This window comes from Bacillus cereus group sp. Bc061 (assembly GCF_027715825.1).
In the GTDB taxonomy this organism is placed as follows: domain Bacteria; phylum Bacillota; class Bacilli; order Bacillales; family Bacillaceae_G; genus Bacillus_A; species Bacillus_A paranthracis.
Genome location: NZ_JAQFTZ010000004.1, coordinates 295721 through 315519 on the forward strand (window position 1 = coordinate 295721; position 19799 = coordinate 315519).

Here is a 19799-nt window from a genome sequence, read left to right on the forward strand (position 1 = left end):
ATTTAGTGCACTTCAACAATCGTACCATCTTCAAATACTTTAAATACGCCCGTAAATCCTGATCCAGCTGCGCCTTCTATTTTATATGTCGTACGCACTCTAATTTGATAATATTTCTTTCCATTCTCTACTTGCGTATTTTCTAGCGTATAATCATAGTCTTCTTTATATTCATTTTTAATATATTCTTTCGCTTTCTCAAAAGTAAATGCATCTTGAGTCTTTCCTGTTTCTACCTTTTGGTTCTTCTCTGTCGTTACCTTCTGGTTCTTTTCTGTTTCTACTTTTTGAGGCTTCTCTGCCGTTACCTTTTGGTTCTTTTCTGCTTCTACCTTTTGAGGCTTCTCTGTCGTTACCTTCTGGTTCTTTTCTGTTTCTACTTTTTGAGGCTTCTCTGTTGTTACCTTTTGATTCGTTGCTACATTAGTTTTTTCTGCCTTCGCTACCGTTGCATTCTTTTCTGCTTCACCAATTTTAGTAATTAATCCTGAAGCCTTTTTATTATATTCTTCAAGATTTTTGTTATCTTTTGTTTCTGAAACTAGCTTATTTAATATATCTTTCGCTTCTGCGTAATTTTTCTTATTTATTAACTCTTCACTTTTCACTAGTTGCTCGCTATACTTCTTTTTTTGTTCGACGATAGCTAATAATGCTGTTCGTTCTTCCTTCGCTTGTTTTACTAACGTACTATTTCCATCCTTCATGTTCTCTACTTTTTCAAATGACTTGATTGATTCTTCTACCTTTGTTTCTTCTTTTAACTTCACAGCTTCAATCATTGCTTTTGTTTGTTCTACAAGCACCTTTGCATCTGAATCGTCTTTTTTCTCATCTAGTGCTTTTTCAAATGATGATAAGGCATTTTTATATTCTTTATTCGTTAACGCGGTCTTTCCTTCATCCATTACTTTGTCAAAATTCCCATTACTACATCCAGCTAACATTAAAAGTGTAAGTCCAATTACCATTAATAACTTTTTCATTTTTTCTCCTCCTATATATCCCCTAAAACAATAGCTTTATATGTATAAAAGTCTGTGTAGTAATTAGACTGAGCGTAAATATGTACTTTATGTGCGGGAAAGGAAGTACATTTCATTTACTATCATTACTTAAAACTCCTAAATAGTTGGTTTTCTTCTTTTAAAGACAGAAAGGAATTTTAATAATGTGCGCAAAGTTCTCACCAAGCTCTTTACTACACACACTCTTATACACATAGAAAAACTTTTTGAACTTCATATATCTTCTGATGATTTGATACACACTCCGATTTGTAACATACCGAAAAACAAAAAGAAAACAAACTGCAATATAAGTTACAGTTTGTAACTATTTTGTAACACAAATGTAACACACGGTTTTTAAACATACAATAGTTTTTTTACATTATTTTCCCCACCTTCTATATTTTAAAGCGTTAATCCGGTTCTAATCCTTAATGTAATACGTATTTTCATAACAATCGCGCTAAAAAAAGAATTTACATTTTTGATTAAATTGAAGGATATACCCCCTTAAAAAGAAAAAATACGCTATTCTTTCCTATGAGCCTATAGGAAGAAAGAATAACGTATTTTTCAAAAATGAGTTCTTTTATACAAACGCTTTAGTTCTATATCACAATTAAAAGGGCAATCAACGCTAATATAGCTGGAAGTCCTTGTTTTACAATAATTGATTTATTAGATGTGAAACCGCCAAACAGAGCTGCTACTACCACACACATTACAAAGAATAATTGAACCATATAACCAATTGAATTGAGACCAAGTATAAGTCCCCAAATGAGACCAACGGCTAAAAATCCATTATATAAACCTTGGTTTGCAAACATAATGGCTACGTTTCGATCTCCTTCTAAATGCTCGGGTAATTGAAAAGCACGTTTTGCCACTTTTGAATTCATAAAAAACATTTCGAGGATCATGATAAATAAATGTTCTAATGCTACGATCCCGACTAAAATAGCTGCGATTATTTCCACAGTATTGTGCCCCCTCTATCTTCGCTTTAATCTTATAGCTTATATAAAAATCCAACATCGTCTGAATAATACGTTTTCGAAAATTCCTTCTTCTTACTTATTAAAACATTAATTGATACATCAATATTTGATGCATCAATTAATATACAACTCCTCTTTTAGTTTTGCAAGTTTTTTTGCTCTATTCGTTTTATTTTGTTCCGTCAACTTCAAATCAATTCAAAACCCCTGTTCACTCTCTAGAAACTATGGTGTTTTTCAATAACTACAAAAAAAATCAGCTAAATCATCAAATTAATAATTAGTTGTCTCCAAAGACGAAAATTTTATTTCTTTTTTATTTGATAAGGCGGCGTTCATTCTTTCATCATGGCATAAAAAAATGTTATTACTCTTGTTAAATTGAGTAATAACATTTTTATTTAAAGCTATTTAACAAATTTGCTTCCAACTAGCATCCTTCACATCTTCACTAGTCGGCTTTCTAACCAATTCAATACATCGCTTTTCACAGGCACCAAACACAATGAAATTTTCCTGCGCTTGTCTTAACGAAACTTCATTTGCCCCGCCTTCATAGTCAGGCTCTTTAAATTGAACAGAATCATCTTCCCAAAAACATATGTTACAAATTTCATATGTACCTGGTGGTTCTTCTTCTAATGTTTTATATCCGCAGCATGGACAAGTGTATTTCATATAATCACCTTATTTTCCTTCATATGTAGTCCTACTTACTAAAAATGTAATAGAGCAAATTATAGTTAATCCCATAAAGTACATCATTTTAATAATACGAGTATTTTCATATGTTGTAGGAACCCCGTCAGATATAACTTCATAGCAAAAAACAATACTTATGGCTAAAAGAATATATAAAATTAAGGATGGGATAAAATGTAGCTTTATAGGTAAAATAACGCACCTAAACAATATCTCTCCAAGAAGACATCCAACTAAAACAACAGGGACTCCAACTATTAAAGTAGCGGCCAACATTTGGGTCATAGCAATAAAAAGATTCGTAAAAATAGAAAATAGCTCTCCTTCAAAAATCCCCTTCTCATCGTATATTTGAATTATCGTCATTGAAATAAATAAGCTTAATAAAGAATGGGAATACGGAATTAAAAATTTCCCCAATCCTGCTCACCTCACTTTTTTTTTGCGTCACATATATTATTCATTATTTCCTATCATTTTTACATAGAAAAATAACTCGCCTTCCGCAAAAGACGAGCCATTCCATTTAATTCTCACTTATTCTCTTCTTATACCAATCCTGCATTCTCTCCGCATCTTCTACTCTCGTATGCTCTAATTTATAACTCGATGATGCGCTCGAAAACTTATACGTACATAAATCCGCGCGGCGCTGGAAATAGGATTGCGTCTTTTCCATTGATTGGACGTGTCTTCTTCTAACAAGTCCTGTATATTTTCCGACGCTGCGATATACAAGCGTAATTTGCTCTCCATTTACACTGTAACCATTTGTTTTAAATGTTGCGTATCCAAGTATAAAGATGAGGATCGCAAGCGGAATGAGTGCCCACATGATGAAGTGCTTTTCAAAGTATATACTTATTCCAATAAGCGGGATAGCTATCATTGCGAAAAAGATGAAGCTATCAATGAGATAGCGGCGTAATGCTGCTTTTGGTAATGAAATAATATTTGTATTCAGTTCGTATGGTAATTGTAAATGTGCGAGTAACTGTTGTACTCGGTCTTTTCGAATGATTGGATGGAGTGTAACTTTTTCTTTTTCGTCACCCGTTCCCTTACTTTGAATCACTTCTACTTGCACAGCACAATAGCCGAATGGCTGACGTAAAATACTTTCTTTTATCGTAATACCTTGAATACGGTGCAATTTTAGGACGAGTTCTTTTTTCTCAAGTAATCCTTGTGAAATGCGGACCTCATCATTTCTTCGATTCACTGTGAAATCTCCATGTTTTAGCGCATAACCGATTGTCGATATAATCCATGAAAGGACGATCAAAATGGCTATCATGAAAATCAAGCCATATATATCGTGGTCCATTACATACGACTTTACGCCATTCTCTATCCATTTCGGAATGTACTCATCTACTTGGTGGTACACGAAAAAGATTAATGAGAATAATAGTCCAAACTGACCAGATGTAACAGAAGCTAATAAAATCTCTTTCCAAGTTAACTTGTATTCTGTCGATTGTTTTTCCTCTGTAACAATTTCTTTTTCTACTGTATGTTCTACTACTTCGTCTAACGTTTCTTCTGCTTTCACTTCTGGAGTTGGCTCGTTTAGCAATGCAATAAGCTCTGTTGCTTCTTCTACTGTAATACCAGCTAAGCTAACTTCTGCATCGTCGCCCCCACCAGCTGTTTCGACTTGGATTTTCTTTAAGCCAAGCATTTGATATAACACGTTAGAACTTGTATTAATCGTTTGAACACGTTCTTTATTTAAGTAGCTCTCCTTCTTCACAAAGAGGCCTTGTTTTACATGTAATACGTTATTTTCAACCCAGTATGTTGTGTAATACCATTTTTCAAACGCTGAAAAAACGGTGAGTAAACCGAATGCAGCGGGAATTAAATACCAAAACGGGAATTTTCCATTTAAGCTAAACATGAAAATAAAGAGTGGTATAAAATCTGTTATTTTTAATTCCAGTAACATCGTGATTGGATGCTGCCTCTTATACATCCTCATCACTCACTTTCGCTAATTCTGCGATTTTCGTTTTCAACATTTCCGCTTCATACATCGTTAAGCCTGGGATGCTGTGAGAAGTTGCTGCTGTTGAAATGTGTAATTCTGCTAAACCGTATTTTCTCATAATCGGCCCTTGTTCAATCGTCACATGCTGTACACGAATCATCGGTACTAATACGCGCTTTACGACGAAAAGACCGTGTTGAATTTCAAGTTCTTCTTCATTTAGTTGGTAGCTGTAATAACGTTGACGTAGTTTTGGGAATACGAAGTACTCCAATGGTGCTAACGCAACTGTTAAACCGATTAACACGTACAAAATCCACGCCCACCAATCAAACTTTATCATGAGGAAAAGGTAAGCTAAAATGACAAGAATACCGATCCCTTCTTCTATTACAGCCCGAACTTTCCACACCTTGACCATGTCAGGGTGAATTTCATTTTTCAATGGATCCATGTAACCACTCCAAATCTAGTAATCTACTATATGAATAGTCTCAATCTATATTTTACATAACTTTACATAAAATTGAAATTTAATCTTCTTTCTTCTCAGGAATAAAATATCCGAACCAAAGTAGCCAAATGAAACCGATTAACTTCATCCAATTTCCATCCGCTTGAAAAGCTTCTATCATGCCTGGAATTTTATACACCCCAATGAATCCAAGAAAACCGAGCCACCAGTTTTTTTGCATTTTCATCTTTACTCCTCCTTCATGACGTTTTTCACATTTCGAATCCAAATTTCCTTATACTTTAACTGAAATCCCATGAGTATGTAATTGCTCATATTATCAATTACAAGCGCTAGCGTATGAGCGTTTTCTTCCGTTGCATCTTGTGACACAACGCCCAGTCTCGCGCCTTTCTTCAATAATTCGTGGAAACCATTTAAAAACTCTTCTTGTATTTCAAATAAGCGTTTCTGATACTTTTCATTTCGCGCCGCAGTTACGATAAATTCATTTATGACGCGCAGTATTCCTTCTTGTCCTTCATACTCAGAGAGCATATGTAAACCATCTGCGATTAACTTTTCTGCAAAGTTTTCTTTCGTATATTGCTCTTTATCGAAATAACTCACGAAATGATACCCAGAGAAAATTTCTTCAAATAAAAAATCGACTAACGCTTCTTTAGAAGAAAAATGATAATAAATGGCCGGTTTTGAAATACCTACCTCTTTCGCAATCATGGAAAGGCTCATCTTTTCAATGCCGTGCTCTGCCATAAGTTTAAATGAAGCCTCTACAATGTTTTGCGATGTTTGTAAATTTTTTGTCATACTGTACCTCACTTATTTTTACTTACCGGTCGGTAAGTAAATTGTAAAATAAAAAATTATCGTTTGCAAGTTGGATTCAAAACTACATATCACTTTCTCCATTTACTTTATGAATCAGAATCATATTCCTCCATAATTACTACAGTAATCTTTCATCCAGTTAAACTACAAAAAGCACCTTTGTGAGTGCTTCTTGTAATTTAATATTTAGGCCCCATGTAATCATAACTTTGATCTAAAGCTTTTAATAAATCAATCGCACCCTTTAACTCTCTTTTATCAGACTCTAATTCTTCCATTCTTCTTTCAATATCTTTTTTAAAAGATTCTAAATCGCTAATGGCTTTTTTTCCTACTCCAAGTTGAGACCAGCTTGATAAGAGTAAATTATGTACATTACTTACAACCCTTTTATTATGGTTTAAATCTTGAATCATCTGGTCAAATTGTTGTAAAGCTTGGCTCAATACTTCTTCATTTAAGTAAATTCTCGGCATCCTAATCTTCTCCCTTAATATTGTTGATCCGTCTTCTTATAATCATCGGCTTTCTTCTCAATAAACTCTGAAATTTCCGTCGCTGTTCGTATGTACCAAAAACTTAAATGCTCTACATGTGCGCGTATATTATTTACTTTAGCTTCTACCCGTCTACTTTCAGCCGTTTCTAATAATGTCATCATATTAGAAATTAACCTTGGTACTCTATCTTGAAATTCTTGTGCGTTTCGCTTCATATCTCTTACAGCTTGTTCTAAATTCTCTACCACTACACGAATCTCTCCCCCGCCTAATAACGCGCCTGGTGAATCATAAACTCTTTCATTCGTGTCTACATTTAACAAGTATTTATTGGATAAAGACCCATTCTCTCCAAACCGGAAGTTCTGATCTGTTTGATAATGATAACCAGGGCCACTTATCGAATTTAAAAATCGAGTAACATCCATCCCAAGCTTTTGCTGCAATGATAGCTTTGACATTTCTTCTTTCGAAATTGGTGGGGTTACCGCATAAGTAGAGCCTATATGACTTTCATATGCACCAAATGGTCCATAGCCAATTGAATCATTTCCGTGAACAACACTTACAATTCTATTATTAAACTCACCATTATTTGCTTTTTCTTGTAAATCAGGCGGTAACAAATGTTTTGCACTCGGTGCATTCCATGACATACACCTTACATTGTCATTAGATGCCGCTGCATATTCCGCTAAGGCGCCGCCTAATGAATGACCCGTCGTATATATCTCCACATCATCCCTGCCCTTATATGTATCCGTTACTTGTTTCATGACCCTTTCAGCTTGTTCAAATTGATTATGTGTTTCCCAGCGCTCATTCTCTTCATTCCAATATTTCTTTGAACCTGCATTCTCAGTTCCTGCTACTGGAGGTGCTGCTGGTTCATGAACACCTTCTCGTAATACAAAATGATTTGTATCCGTTTTTAAATCCTTCATACCTTCCCCTGGTTTCATCGGAATGCCTAAAGAGTTTTTCTCTATAATTTTATCCCCTTCTGTTCCTCGGAAAGATATCATAACTTGCTTTTTCCCATCCACATCTCGTTCAAAGACTACTGCGTCCATTCCGGTTTGTTTGTCGTGGAATGTTTCTCCTACTTTCCATGTTTGTAATGTTTCTTTATTCCTATTTTTCACTGTAATTTCGCTTCCCAGCTCTTCATCTGTCATATATGCATCTTGAGCCATTCGATAATAACTTATATCTAATAATTGTTCCGACCCTTTATTCTCCAAAGTATTCCCCTCCTAGGTGATTTAGTATATTCTTAATAATAAGAATAACATTTTTGGAGGATATATATGGGAATAAAAATTAAAAAATATACCTTCTTAACTTTATTTATCCTGTTAACTACAATGATTGGAGGGTGTAACATGGGACAAAATGAAAAAGAACAACAAATAGTTAATAAAGCAACAGAAACTACAATCCAATATTTTAAAGAAAAAGAAAATTTAGAAGTGACTATTACGAATCATCGATTTCCTTCTAATGACATCGAAACTATTTTTATAACTGGTCATATCAAAGATGATACAAATAAGAAATTTACTACTTCAATTGATTATAAAGATGATTATAATATCGGTTCTATCTCTACCACTAATTTCAGCCTAAAACACTGAATAGACAATCTGAAATTTTCCTTTTAAACATTAATCATTAGAACAAAAAGACATCCTAAATGTGTGATTAGGATGTCTTTTTTATAAAACAAATCAATTCCTATTTGGATAAACGAAAAAAGGTTTCATCTGTATTTTTATTATTTTCTTTCAAAACACTCCCTCCTTGTAAAAAATGATATATCCTAATAACTGGGACAACATCATTGGAGGGAGAAAATGGTTATCAAATTCAAAAAAATTAGTTTTTATTTCCTTTTAATCTTAGTATTTGCTACTTTAGGAGGGTGTACAATAAATCCAAAGAATGATGAACAACAAATCATTAATAAAGCTAAAGAACAAACTTTTAAATACTTCAAGGAGGAGGAAAACGTAGATGTAACTATTACTAAACATAAATTCACTCCAAATGATCTTCAAACAATTTTTATATCTGGTTATGTAACGGATGACAAAAGCAAAGAATTTAGTGTTGCAGTTGAATACGCTAATAACTATCATATCAGTACCATTTCAACCACCAAAAATTTTGAACTAAAACATGATTAGTTAACGATTTGTTGTAATATTTTTTCTTTATGAAAACCCTAAACAAATCCATACCGTCAAAAGCACTCGTAGATTGTATCTATGAGTGCTTTTTTTACATTCCTTAAGTACAATCGAGAAACATACAAGCTATTAAAAACCGTAGGGACATCTATAAACGATATCAATATATTGATAAATGCCCCTTTTCACGTAAAATATTTTAGCATATGAATTTTTTTCTTAACAAAATGATTTGTATCCGTTTTTAAATCCTTCATACCTTCCCTGGCTTCATCGGAATGCCTAAAGAGTTTTTCTCTATAATTTTATTCCCTTCTGTTCCTCGGAAAGATACCCTAACTTGCTTTTTCCCATCGGCATCTCGTTCAAAGACTACTGCGTCCATTCCGGTTTGTTTGTCGTGGAATGTTTCACGGACCTTCCATGTTTGTAAAGTATCATCATTCGCATTATTCACTGTAATTTCATTTCTTAACTCTTTATCTGATTTATACGCATCTTTAGCCATTCGATAAAAGCTTAAATCTAACACTTCTTGTGTATTTTTGCTATCCAAAGTATTCTCTCCTCGGAATATTTAGTATATTCTAAATTATAGAACAACATTAACGGAGGATAAACATGAGAATTAAAATCCGAAAATTTACCTTTTTTGTCTTTTTTATCTTTGTAAGTACAATAATTGGGGGATGTAATATGCAGGAAAATAATAAAGAAAAACAAATAGTAGATAAAGCAACAGAAAAAACAATTAATTACTTTAAAGAGAAACAAAATTTAGATGTAACTATTACTGATTACAGGTTCCCTTCTAATGATCTAGAATCAGTCTTCATAACTGGTCATATCAAAGATGATGAAAGCAAGGAATTCACTGCTACAATAGATTACAATAATAATTATAATGTTGGTTCTGTTTCAACGAATTTTTCTCTAAAAAAATAATACAATATGGATAAAAAAATGAGGAAATAGCATTAAAAGAAAAAGCAAAAAAGATCGCAATCCAACATTTTAAAGAAGATAAAAAGCTAGGTGTCACAGTGACAAGAGTGGAATTCGCCCCCTCAGATTTTTGGGTGATTTTTGTATCAGGTCATGTAACAAATAATCCAAACCGTAAAATAACTGCAGATATAAATTATAAAAATAAGGTTGAAAGTATTAGTTATGATGACTGAAATTAATATGAAAATAAAGTATATTTTTGTTGGCCCTTTATATTAATTCCAATTATTTCATATGTATATAAAGGATGATATCAATATTCAATAAGCTCAACTTCTAACGTTAAAAATTTAGAAGCAATGTATCAAACTTTTGGGCACCTAACAATAAGGTGTCTATTTTTATTTTCAAAAGGAGCCCCTCAAATAATTCTTAAAAACCTAGATTGATTTGAACCTATTAAAACATTTTAAAGTTTCTCTTCTGCAACATTTGATATATCCCTAATTTAGGAACCAATGATTGGAGGAGAATTATGTTGCATAAAAGATTGTTTTTTTATTTAGTTTTCATTATTACTACCTTAGGAGGCTGTAATAATGAAAATAATACCGAGGAAGAAATCATTAATAAAGCAAAAGAAGAAACCATTCAATATTTGAAAAAGACAGAGGGCTTAGATGTATCAATTACTGATCATGAATTTGGACCAAAAGACTTTCAAACTATCTCTATATCAGGCTATGTGACTAATGATAAAACGAAAGAATTTACTGCTTCAGTTGGATACGCAAATAATTATCATATCGGCGCTATTTCAACCACCAAAAATTTAGAGCTTAAAAACTAATAATCCAGGCACTTTAGAGTGCCTTTTCTTTATACTTCACCACACAATGTTCAGTGAATATAAAATTTATTGAAGAGGAATATAACTCAACATTCATGGAGTGATTGTTCGTGAAAAAATGTGATATAAGATTATTCTTTATTTTTACACTTATCCTTTTAGGAGGATGTACTATAGATCAAAAGAATGAGGAACAACAAATAGTAGAAAAAGCAAATGAAACAACCATTAAATATTTTAAGGAAAAAGAAAATCTAAATGTAGTAATTACTGGATATGAATTTGCTCCGAGTGATTTTCAAACTGTTTTTATAAAAGGACATGTTAAAGACGATAAAACTCAAGCATTTACAGTGCATGTCGAATATGGAGATAGTGATTATAGAGTCACTTCTAGAACATATTCTGAAAGTCTAGAATGAAAAAACTAGGTCATTAGATACTCAGGACTAGTTAAAAAAGAGCCTCCTTAGAGGCTCTTTTTAGTTACTATCATACAGCAATGTCATTTCATTATTTAACTTCAGTCCATTTAAAATTAAATTCTCCCTCAAAATCATTCGTCACAAGCCCTTTAATAGACGAGCGTTATAAGTATGAGCGTCCCGTTTGATAGAAAGGAGTTACTGCACTATCTTCTAACAAGACTTTTCCCGCTTGTATCATCGCTTCCCAACATGCTTTTTCATCACTAGATAAATCAGTTTTCCCCTTATGAATTAATTCATCAATTACCTTTGTTGTCGGTGACCTCAATACTGTTTCCTAAATTCTCATCACCACGATAAGCAAACCTTGACAGCTAATAATAACAAGAATCTAAAAGTTTATCATTTTCCTTCAAAATATCCCCACTACCAGATATTTTAATATATTCTAAATATAGAATAACATTAATGGAGGGATTTTGATTGAAAAAAAATGGTATAAGATTATTCATTATCCTTACACTTATCCTTTTAGGAGGATGCAGTATGAATAATAAAACAAATGAAGAAAAAGAAATAGTAACAAAGGCAGAAGAGGTAACCATTAAATATTTTAAAGAAACAGAGGGCTTAGATGTAACAATCACTGATCATAAATTTGGACAAAAAGATTTTCAAACTATCCTTATCTCAGGTTATGTAACAAATGACAAAAGCAAAAAGTTTACCGCTTCAGTCCAATACGCTAATAATTATCATATTGGTTCTATCACAGCGTCTAATAATTTTGATTTTAAACACTAAATCTAATAGTTTCACGTCAACATAATTATTTAAGTTTGCTTTTTTCATTCAGGATTATTCCTTATAAGAAAGAAAACTAAAAAGCACCCGCTACCAGAAAAAGTGAGTGCTTTTTTCACTAAAAACATTCCTTCTATCACGATATTTTATATAATCAAGATGTCATTATTGGAGGATAAATATGAATATTACAATCAAAAAAATTAGTTTTTTTCTACTCTTTATATTTATTTTAAGTATTTTAGGGGGATGTACGATAAATCAAAAAAATGAGGAACAACAAATAGTTGAAAAAGCACAAGAAAGAACAATCCAATACTTCAAAGAAAAACAAGACTTAGATGTAGTAATCACTGATTATAGGTTTGGTCCAAGTGATTTACAAGGTATCTTTATCTCCGGCTATATAAAAAATGATGAAAGCAAAACATTTAATATTACAATAGAATACGGTGGAGATGAATATACAATAGGTTCTATCTCTACAAGTGAAAATTTACATTTAAAATAATAAAGAAAAGGCACTCTTTTAAAGAGCCCTTTCTTTATCCCCCACCACACAATGTTCAGTGAATATAAAATTTAGTGAAGAGGAATATAACGCACTATTAATGGGGTGATTATTCGTGAAAAAATATGCTATAAGATTATTCTTTATTTTTACACTTATCCTTTTAGGAGGATGCACGATAGATCAAAAGAATGAGGAACAACAAATAGTTAATAAAGCAACAGAAACAACCATTCAGTATTTTAAAGAAAAAGAAAATCTAGATGTAGAGATTACTAAACATAAATTTGCCCCAAAGGACTTTCAAAGTGTTTGGATTTCAGGACATGTTAAAGATGATAAAAATAAAACATTCTCGGCAGCTGTTGAATACGCTAATGATTATCACATCGGTTCCATTTCCACATCTGAAGGTTTTGATTTAAAACAATAAATCTAACGGTTTCACTTCAACATAACTAGTTAAGTTTGTTTCTTTCATTCAGGAGTGTTCCTTATAAAAAATAAAAAGCATCCTAAATCACAATTTTAGGATGCTTTCTTGTTAATCTTTATTCAACAATCGCATACGATAACAATTCATCGTTACTTCTCCAAGTCTTTGCAGTAATTGATAGTTTGCATATGCGCCGACCGGGGCACCGATTATTGGTACGAGCTGAAGCATTTTTGCTAAATCAATATAGTCTCGGTACTCTGTTTGGAACTTTTCCCAGTCCATATGATTTTCTTCTTCTGTATCCCACGTTTCGATTGCTTTCCATATTTCTTTTCGGTGTTCATCACTTGAAAAGGCAAGTTGGAAAACGTGAAGGATAAAAAGGCGCTCTTCTTTATCGCTCGTATCAAATCCGTACAATGTTGCTGCATCGAATAAAAATTTAATTTTAATGCCGAGCAACAGCGGAAAGTCAGCAAGGCCAAGGAGAATACCGCCTGCTCCCGTCCCCGCTCCTTCTGCCGCTGCTATTTTTTTATACTCATCCATTTTTTTACGTACTTCATCATCTCGTCTTTGCAACGACCAGTTCGTCTCTTTTAATTTCGGCTTTATAAAGCTTGATCCGGCACTAATTGTTTGCACCATCATCCGAATCGTTTCTGTTAATACTTTTTGCACTTTCGCCGGAATAAGCTGCTGTACTTTCGTCTGCACTTTCTTTGAGAACCGTGTCATCATAGAAGAATCTTTCATGAATGTAGCTTTCCACTGCTCCAGTTCTTTTATAACCTTTTCTTCATATGTAATCATAGGTTCATTCCCTTCAATTTAAACGCTCAATACGTTTTGCCCCGTATTGATAAACGAAACCGATACTAAATACTATGCTTACGACTAGTAAAATTCCTGTCATCATGAAATCTTTCGTAGCAAGTGCAAATATGATTGTAAATACAACGCTGCCAATAATGAGAATTGCATTTAATAAAGTAAGAAAATCTTTCTTCTTCTCTTCTCCGCCTACTGGGTACAAATCAAGCCAAATTTTCATGCGGTGATGTTTCCATAAAGTTAATAGCTGATAACCGATTAAGTATAGGAAGATAAGGCTTACGATAAATCGTCCATATAAAAACGGAATGAAGTAAAGAATAACTCCGCCAAGAGCGAGCAGGCGCACATATAAGCCAAAATAATTACCAGATCTTAAGAACGTTCTCGTATATAAGTATAAATAGGTACGCTTTTCACCGATCATCGAAAGAATGAAATCAAGCCATTTTCTACGTGCTACTCTCTCTTTTAATGCTGGTACATCAACGAACATATTCGCGATGCGGTACAGCAGCATCATCTTCTTACCTTCTTCAGAAATTAAATACTCCCAGTTTAACGGCTTTCCCTTCACCATTTGATGCAGAATAGCGAGGTATAACACCATCAGAAGGATGATTCCGGCAATAAACATAACGGAAGTACGTTCCACAAGGAAATAAACAAATAAGGCGTTTAAAATAAATCGAATGAACCAATCGGCTCTTTGTATATTTTGATCTGTTAAAAATGACTTTTCCCATGCTACGAATAAATTCCACGCTTTTACAATGATAAACGCGATTACAATCCATATGTAACCAGCTCCTGTTTGTTTCATTTGCTGGAAGTATAACGGAGCAAGCGCTGCCGCTACAATTGCGATTATGTATAACTGAATCATAAACGTAAAAAGAAACGCCTTTGTAAAATATGGTTTTAACTTTTCTTCCACTGGCAGTAAATAAACGAGATCCGCTTCTTTTAATAACGTTTGAATGGATCCGGCCGTTAATACGAATCCAAGTAACACTGCCATAACGAGCGCAGTCGGAAACGAAGGTGTTAACGTTTGTAACCATTGCTGGTAATAATACGCTCCTGCGCCAATGATGAATACGAAAATAAATTTTAAATGATCATTAAATACGTATTTACTATATGTACGAACTTCTTGTAAAAAGTAACGAAATCGTTCTTTCCATAACGCTGTGCTATTCATAATCTTCTTCCTTCGTTAATGCAATATAAATATCATCTAACGTTGCACCTGGCATATGAAACTGTGATTGCAGCTCAGATAATGTTCCCTTCGCTCTCACTTCGCCTTGATGCAAAATTATGAACGAATCACAATAACGCTCTGCCGTCGCTAAAATATGTGTACTCATTAAAATACCTGCACCACTCTTTTTCATTTGGTCCATCATTTGAAGGAGTGATTGGATTGCTAACGGATCAAGCCCAACGAACGGTTCGTCCACAATGTAAAGAGATGGCTCTACTAAAAACGCACTCATAATCATTACTTTTTGTTTCATCCCTTTTGAGAAATGAGACGGAAACCATTTCAAACGATTTTTCATACGGAATTCTTGTAATAATTGTCCTACACGTTCTTCATATTGTTTTTCATCAACGCCGTAAGCCATCGCTGTTAACTTCAAATGTTCTTCTAGCGTTAGCTCATCATATAATACTGGTGTTTCTGGGATGAACGAAAAACTAGAACGGTACGCTGTCATATCATCACGAATTGTTTTCCCATTAATTGTGACAGTTCCTTTTTTCGGTTCCATTAAACCGATAATATGTTTAATCGTCGTACTTTTACCTGCTCCATTTAAACCGATTAAGCCGACAAGTTCACCCTTATTCACAGAGAACGAAACATCTTTTAATACAGGTCGTTTCGTATATCCTCCTGTAACATTTTCTACACGCAATAACTCGCTCATACGACACCACTTTCTTCATTTATATTCGTTCTATATTCATCTTACCAAAAATTACGCTGTACTACATAGTATCGATGCATTCAAAAAAATTTAAATTTGTTCGCATATATTTTCCCGAAAGCGGACATCATAATTAAGGAAGAAGGAACACATTGAAAAAGCGACCACCAATTGATGAGTACAACAACATAGTGAAGTCATCATGAAATGGGGTGTCCAAGTTGGACAAAGGAATTTACACATAACCAGATTATTTGTTTTATTTTCGAAACGGGGTGTCTCCGAAAGAGCATATACTGTTTTAAAAAGTAAACAATTTCATTTAAAAAGATTGCAATTCATTTCACTTGAAAATGGGGTGTCTACGGCAGAAAATTTAGCCGATTTACCGTGCATTTCTTAAAATAAATGAGGTGTCTGCGAAACGTAAATTACGATAATGCTTTTTCAATCCCTCTTCAGAAAACAGGAAGCTGAGTCAGCTTCCTGTTTTTCGTGTTTGTTCTCTTATGTAATTATGGTAAAATACGGCTAAGGATATTTGAAAGGATGAGATCAATGAATCATACAGCAGATAATTGTATTTTTTGCAAAATCATTGACGGGCAAATCCCTTGCTCAAAAGTATACGAAGATGAACATGTGCTTGCATTTTTAGATATTAGTCAAGTAACAAAAGGACATACTCTTGTTATTCCGAAAGTTCACAAACAAGACATTTTTGCGTTAACGCCAGAAATCGCATCACACATTTTTTCTGTCGTTCCAAAAATCGCAAATGCGATTAAAGCAGAGTTTAATCCAGTTGGCTTTAACCTACTTAACAACAACGGTGAAAAAGCTGGACAAACTGTGTTCCACTTCCACCTTCATTTAATTCCACGCTACGGTGAAAACGATGGTTTCGGTGCTGTTTGGAAATCACATCAAAATGAATACACAATGGAAAATTTACAAAACATCGCAAGTACAATTGCAAATAGCGTGAAATAGTGACACTATAATAAGTAGTCATACATAACAAGCCACTTTCCTAAAGTGATTAAATATGGCACGGCTTGTTTCTCCACTTAAGATGCCAGGGACTGCACACTTTCCTTTCCCTCGTCTTAAAGATATGCATATTTTTTCACATCATGAATACGAACAAAAAATAAGGAGGTCTCCTTTTATGTCAAAAGCTAAATCCTTTATTACAGGTGTCATTTGCGGCGGAGCAGTTGCTGGACTAGCTGTTCTTTTCTCAACTCCTTCTTCTGGCAAAGACATGCGCGGCAAGTTAAAAGAAAAAGGAAATGATATTAAAAAGACTTTAGCTGATATTACAGCTGATACAAAATTATTAAAACGTCAAATCGTTGAAACTGCTTCAGAAGGTAAAGAAGTGTTCCAAGAATTAAAAGACGATATGCACGATACACTTTCTAACTGGAAGCAAGATATTTCTCAAAACAAACGACATATTGAGCAAGAGATTTTGGACATTCAAAAATCAATTGAGAAACTACAAGAAGCTGTTCCGGAAAAAGCGTAAACAAATTCCTGCTTAGTTTTTTGCATATAACAAATATTTTTTATATAAATTGACCTTAACACGGCATATCACATAGATATGCCGTGTTTTTATGCATTTACAATATATGTTATCACTTAACATGTATGGACAACACATGTATTCATGACTCATAAACCGCTTCCATAGTTATGCATGATTTGTATAGAATGTCATTTTTTTAAAAAATTTTCACAATTCTCACAAAAAGACTTTATTAATTTTTATTTTACTGGCATAATAGATAGTAATGAAAAAGAATGTTAAAGTGGGTGAGTATATGAAAAGTGGAGAAAAAGATTACTCGGTAAAAGAAGCGATGATTTTCAGCCAACGCATTGCTCAATTATCGAAAGCGTTATGGAAATGTGTAGAGAAAGATTGGCAGATGTGGATTAAACCTTATGATTTAAACATTAATGAGCATCATATTTTAACAATCGCTTATCATTTAAAAGGGGCTTCTATTTCTGAGATTGCTAAGTTTGGAGTTATGCACGTATCAACGGCGTTTAACTTCTCGAAAAAGTTGGAAGAACGCGGCTATCTTGTATTCTCGAAAAAAGAAGATGATAAACGAAATACGTACATCGAAATTACAGACAAAGGGGAAGAATTACTACTTCGCTTAATGGAGGAGTATGACCCTGAAAATAATTCAGTGTTTAATGGGGCTCTTGCACTTCGTAATTTTTATGGGAAGTTCCCAGAAAATATCGAACTGATTGCTATCTTGCGTAACATTTACGGACAAGACTTCATCGATATTTTTGAGAAATCATTAGAAGATATTGAAGAGAACTTTACAGAATCCGATCAGAAGTTAGTTAAGAAGTAATCTATTTACTTTTTCGCAATCATGCTTAAGAATTCATTCATAAGCGGTTTGAATAAACCTTGTTTTGCTAGCGCTTCCGCAGTTTCGTGTACTTCGAGCTGATGTGGAAGCGCTTTTTCAAATTGATCTAACAGCGCATCGAACAAAAGAAGGCCTTCTGCTTTCTCCGCTACATATTGTTCGTTCAGTTTTTCACAAAGATGTAGTATACGTTCAACATCTTTTTTACGAGCTTTTTTCTTTATGATCAAAGAATAAAATGGACACTTTTCTTCATCAATCATTTTAAATAGTAGGTCTACGTAGTATTCAGCTTGTTCTAATCTTCTAACAACGTCCATTTTCTCCCTCACTTTCTAACACAAAGTCTTCTATTTCTGAATTTTATAACACGAACAAAATATCGTATGATACAATATATAAAGTATATGTATTTTAGCCAAAAGGAGGTCTCGCCTCATGACACTTATAACAGTTGTTTTTGTCGCATTCGCACTTCTTGTTATATTTTACACGAATTTCATGACACATACACTGTGTGAACGAAAACAAATATCTGCGAGCCGCCAACCCGGTGTCTTTCGGGTTATTAATGTATGTATAACAATTTTATTAATTTCTAGTTATATAGAAATTATATTTCATGGAAAGTGAGGAAGGAAAGCCCCTTCCTCACTTTTTTCCTCTATAAGCAAATTATACCTACAATAACCAATAAAATAAACAGTACAAGTAATAAAATAAGTTGAGAATTCATCCCCATCCCCTCCTCTTTTCTGTATATGCGACATACGCCCAATATGGCACACCTTCAAAATCTGACACGTACTGGTTAATTTTTCTTTATCAATATGAAAACACGTCGAAATATGATATATTAAATTTTGTACATATTGCTTATACTATGAAATAAATGACACGCATCTTAACTTTATCCTAAAGCCTCGGTAAGCCCTGTTAAGCGCGCTTTACCAATATACAAAGCAAAAGTATCAGTGAGACTTAATCGGGCTCTTATGAACTAAAATTCATTGGTGTAGGATAAATTAAAAATACATAATAGTAGGAGTGTTTATCGAATGAAGAAAGCTATGCTTGCCTTAGCCGCAACAAGTGTAATCGCATTATCAGCATGTGGAACATCATCATCAGACAAAGTTGTTACTTCTAAAGCTGGTGACATTACAAAAGAAGATTTCTACACGCAAATGAAACAACAATATGGTAAACAAGTACTAAACAACATGGTTATGGAAAAAGTACTTATTAAAAACTACAAAGTTGAAGACAAAGATGTAGACAAAAAGTTCGATGAAATGAAAAAACAATACGGTGATCAATTCGATACACTATTAAAACAACAAGGTATTAAAGAAGAAACTATAAAAAATGGTGTGCGTGCTCAATTAGCGCAAGAAAAGGCTATCGAGAAAACAATCACTGATAAAGAATTAAAAGACAACTACAAGCCTGAAATTAAAGCAAGCCACATTCTTGTAAAAGATGAAGCAACTGCGAAAAAGGTAAAAGAAGAACTTGGACAAGGTAAATCTTTCGAAGAGTTAGCGAAACAATACTCTGAAGATACTGGTTCAAAAGAAAAAGGTGGCGACTTAGGATTCTTCGGACCTGGCAAAATGGTTAAAGAATTCGAAGAGGCTGCTTACAAGCTGAAAAAAGATGAAGTAAGCGAACCCGTGAAATCACAATTCGGTTACCACATCATTAAAGTAACAGACATTAAAGAGCCAGAAAAATCATTCGAACAATCTAAAGCTGACATCAAAAAAGAAATCGTTCAGAAGAAATCACAAGACGGCGAATTCATGAACGATCTTATGATGAAAGAAATCAAAAAAGCTGACGTAAAAGTTGATGATAAAGATTTGAAAGATCTTTTCAAAGAGCAAAAAGCTGACGCTAAGAAAGACGAAAAGAAATAATGAATTAA

At 33.6% G+C, this 19799-nt stretch carries 27 protein-coding genes and 2 pseudogenes; 13 read left to right on the forward strand and 16 right to left on the reverse strand.

The features are described 5' to 3' along the window. Positions 1-2: 2 nt before the first annotated feature. From PDQ40_RS17715 to PDQ40_RS17760, 10 genes are all read right to left on the reverse strand, one after another. A complete protein-coding gene (locus PDQ40_RS17715) occupies positions 3-986 on the reverse strand; it encodes a hypothetical protein (protein ID WP_046198652.1) in 984 nt (327 codons plus the stop codon). Between the two features lie 632 nt (positions 987-1618). Next, the gene (locus PDQ40_RS17720) at positions 1619-1990 is read right to left on the reverse strand and encodes a DUF1304 domain-containing protein (protein ID WP_000402491.1); all 372 of its coding nucleotides are present in this window, start codon (positions 1988-1990) and stop codon (positions 1619-1621) included. A 432-nt stretch (positions 1991-2422) separates the two neighbouring features. Further along, on the reverse strand, positions 2423-2689 hold the full coding sequence (locus PDQ40_RS17725; RefSeq protein WP_000877827.1) for a CPCC family cysteine-rich protein: 267 nt from the start codon (positions 2687-2689) through the stop codon (positions 2423-2425). A 9-nt stretch (positions 2690-2698) separates the two neighbouring features. Beyond that, a complete protein-coding gene (locus PDQ40_RS17730) occupies positions 2699-3133 on the reverse strand; it encodes a hypothetical protein (protein ID WP_000514473.1) in 435 nt (144 codons plus the stop codon). 106 nt (positions 3134-3239) lie between these two features. Then, positions 3240-4691: a PH domain-containing protein gene (locus PDQ40_RS17735; RefSeq protein WP_270691547.1), complete on the reverse strand. Its 1452-nt coding sequence runs from the start codon at positions 4689-4691 to the stop codon at positions 3240-3242. Continuing rightward, the gene (locus tag PDQ40_RS17740) at positions 4684-5160 is read right to left on the reverse strand and encodes a PH domain-containing protein (RefSeq protein WP_000371354.1); all 477 of its coding nucleotides are present in this window, start codon (positions 5158-5160) and stop codon (positions 4684-4686) included. Before PDQ40_RS17740 ends, PDQ40_RS17735 begins: the two co-directional genes overlap by 8 nt. Before the next feature lie 79 nt (positions 5161-5239). Further along, a complete protein-coding gene (locus PDQ40_RS17745; RefSeq protein ID WP_000783813.1) occupies positions 5240-5407 on the reverse strand; it encodes a hypothetical protein in 168 nt (55 codons plus the stop codon). A 2-nt stretch (positions 5408-5409) separates the two neighbouring features. Continuing rightward, entirely contained in the window at positions 5410-5991 is a 582-nt protein-coding gene (locus PDQ40_RS17750) for a TetR/AcrR family transcriptional regulator (protein WP_000164849.1), read from the reverse strand. A gap of 200 nt (positions 5992-6191) precedes the next feature. Next, positions 6192-6488, reverse strand: a complete 297-nt coding sequence (locus tag PDQ40_RS17755; RefSeq protein WP_001137439.1) for a hypothetical protein — start codon at positions 6486-6488, stop codon at positions 6192-6194. A 14-nt stretch (positions 6489-6502) separates the two neighbouring features. Continuing rightward, entirely contained in the window at positions 6503-7708 is a 1206-nt protein-coding gene (locus PDQ40_RS17760) for a lipase family protein (RefSeq protein WP_370648078.1), read from the reverse strand. A 114-nt stretch (positions 7709-7822) separates the two neighbouring features. On the opposite strand from PDQ40_RS17760, the gene PDQ40_RS17765 reads away from it, so the two are divergent. Together PDQ40_RS17765 and PDQ40_RS17770 are read left to right on the forward strand one after the other, a co-directional pair. Further along, positions 7823-8149, forward strand: coding sequence for a hypothetical protein (locus tag PDQ40_RS17765; RefSeq protein ID WP_000511535.1), 327 nt, complete (start codon positions 7823-7825; stop codon positions 8147-8149). A gap of 219 nt (positions 8150-8368) precedes the next feature. Further along, positions 8369-8701: a hypothetical protein gene (locus PDQ40_RS17770; RefSeq protein WP_000234843.1), complete on the forward strand. Its 333-nt coding sequence runs from the start codon at positions 8369-8371 to the stop codon at positions 8699-8701. 215 nt (positions 8702-8916) lie between these two features. On the opposite strand, the pseudogene PDQ40_RS17775 reads toward PDQ40_RS17770, so the two are convergent. Further along, a pseudogene (locus tag PDQ40_RS17775) lies at positions 8917-9212 on the reverse strand (lipase family protein); the annotation flags it as partial. Between the two features lie 113 nt (positions 9213-9325). Here PDQ40_RS17775 and PDQ40_RS17780 point away from each other — a divergent pair. The 3 genes from PDQ40_RS17780 (at position 9326) to PDQ40_RS17790 (ending at position 10924) form a co-directional block, all read left to right on the forward strand. Further along, the gene (locus tag PDQ40_RS17780; protein ID WP_001220548.1) at positions 9326-9649 is read left to right on the forward strand and encodes a hypothetical protein; all 324 of its coding nucleotides are present in this window, start codon (positions 9326-9328) and stop codon (positions 9647-9649) included. Between the two features lie 538 nt (positions 9650-10187). Then, positions 10188-10502 carry a DUF1433 domain-containing protein gene (locus PDQ40_RS17785; RefSeq protein ID WP_000902682.1) on the forward strand — a complete coding sequence of 105 codons (315 nt, stop codon included), beginning with the start codon at positions 10188-10190 and terminating at the stop codon, positions 10500-10502. 110 nt (positions 10503-10612) lie between these two features. Further along, complete coding sequence (locus tag PDQ40_RS17790; protein WP_000710474.1) at positions 10613-10924, forward strand: hypothetical protein; 312 nt, start codon at positions 10613-10615, stop codon at positions 10922-10924. 91 nt (positions 10925-11015) lie between these two features. On the opposite strand, the pseudogene PDQ40_RS17795 reads toward PDQ40_RS17790, so the two are convergent. Beyond that, positions 11016-11246 (reverse strand): annotated as a pseudogene (locus PDQ40_RS17795) (peptide ABC transporter substrate-binding protein); the annotation flags it as partial. 167 nt (positions 11247-11413) lie between these two features. On the opposite strand from PDQ40_RS17795, the gene PDQ40_RS17800 reads away from it, so the two are divergent. The 3 genes from PDQ40_RS17800 (at position 11414) to PDQ40_RS17810 (ending at position 12678) form a co-directional block, all read left to right on the forward strand. Continuing rightward, positions 11414-11734, forward strand: a complete 321-nt coding sequence (locus tag PDQ40_RS17800) for a hypothetical protein (protein WP_002163728.1) — start codon at positions 11414-11416, stop codon at positions 11732-11734. A 181-nt stretch (positions 11735-11915) separates the two neighbouring features. Further along, the gene (locus PDQ40_RS17805; RefSeq protein ID WP_001027812.1) at positions 11916-12245 is read left to right on the forward strand and encodes a hypothetical protein; all 330 of its coding nucleotides are present in this window, start codon (positions 11916-11918) and stop codon (positions 12243-12245) included. 115 nt (positions 12246-12360) lie between these two features. Further along, positions 12361-12678, forward strand: a complete 318-nt coding sequence (locus tag PDQ40_RS17810) for a hypothetical protein (RefSeq protein ID WP_000759577.1) — start codon at positions 12361-12363, stop codon at positions 12676-12678. Between the two features lie 111 nt (positions 12679-12789). Here the strand turns inward: PDQ40_RS17810 and ecsC are convergent, their stop codons facing one another. The 3 genes from ecsC to ecsA are packed head-to-tail and all read right to left on the reverse strand — an operon-like array spanning position 12790 to position 15458. Next, a complete protein-coding gene (ecsC, locus tag PDQ40_RS17815; RefSeq protein ID WP_270691549.1) occupies positions 12790-13497 on the reverse strand; it encodes an ecs operon protein EcsC in 708 nt (235 codons plus the stop codon). Between the two features lie 13 nt (positions 13498-13510). Further along, complete coding sequence (ecsB, locus tag PDQ40_RS17820; protein WP_076867629.1) at positions 13511-14722, reverse strand: ABC transporter permease EcsB; 1212 nt, start codon at positions 14720-14722, stop codon at positions 13511-13513. Beyond that, positions 14715-15458 carry an ABC transporter ATP-binding protein EcsA gene (gene ecsA, locus PDQ40_RS17825; protein ID WP_001292602.1) on the reverse strand — a complete coding sequence of 248 codons (744 nt, stop codon included), beginning with the start codon at positions 15456-15458 and terminating at the stop codon, positions 14715-14717. The genes ecsB and ecsA overlap by 8 nt, the downstream gene beginning before the upstream one ends. 558 nt (positions 15459-16016) lie before the next feature. Between ecsA and PDQ40_RS17830 the strand changes: the two genes are divergently transcribed. From PDQ40_RS17830 to PDQ40_RS17840, 3 genes are all read left to right on the forward strand, one after another. After that, a complete protein-coding gene (locus PDQ40_RS17830) occupies positions 16017-16451 on the forward strand; it encodes an HIT family protein (protein ID WP_001016840.1) in 435 nt (144 codons plus the stop codon). A gap of 178 nt (positions 16452-16629) precedes the next feature. After that, on the forward strand, positions 16630-16992 hold the full coding sequence (locus PDQ40_RS17835; protein ID WP_000030301.1) for a YtxH domain-containing protein: 363 nt from the start codon (positions 16630-16632) through the stop codon (positions 16990-16992). 298 nt (positions 16993-17290) lie between these two features. Further along, on the forward strand, positions 17291-17848 hold the full coding sequence (locus tag PDQ40_RS17840) for an HTH-type transcriptional regulator Hpr (protein WP_000834918.1): 558 nt from the start codon (positions 17291-17293) through the stop codon (positions 17846-17848). A 5-nt stretch (positions 17849-17853) separates the two neighbouring features. Here the strand turns inward: PDQ40_RS17840 and PDQ40_RS17845 are convergent, their stop codons facing one another. Continuing rightward, positions 17854-18189: a DUF1878 family protein gene (locus PDQ40_RS17845; RefSeq protein WP_000383660.1), complete on the reverse strand. Its 336-nt coding sequence runs from the start codon at positions 18187-18189 to the stop codon at positions 17854-17856. Positions 18190-18307: 118 nt separating this feature from the next. Between PDQ40_RS17845 and PDQ40_RS17850 the strand changes: the two genes are divergently transcribed. Together PDQ40_RS17850 and prsA are read left to right on the forward strand one after the other, a co-directional pair. Then, a complete protein-coding gene (locus PDQ40_RS17850) occupies positions 18308-18502 on the forward strand; it encodes a hypothetical protein (RefSeq protein ID WP_000172692.1) in 195 nt (64 codons plus the stop codon). 425 nt (positions 18503-18927) lie between these two features. Continuing rightward, positions 18928-19791: a peptidylprolyl isomerase PrsA gene (gene prsA / locus PDQ40_RS17855; protein WP_000710082.1), complete on the forward strand. Its 864-nt coding sequence runs from the start codon at positions 18928-18930 to the stop codon at positions 19789-19791. Positions 19792-19799: the final 8 nt, after the last annotated feature.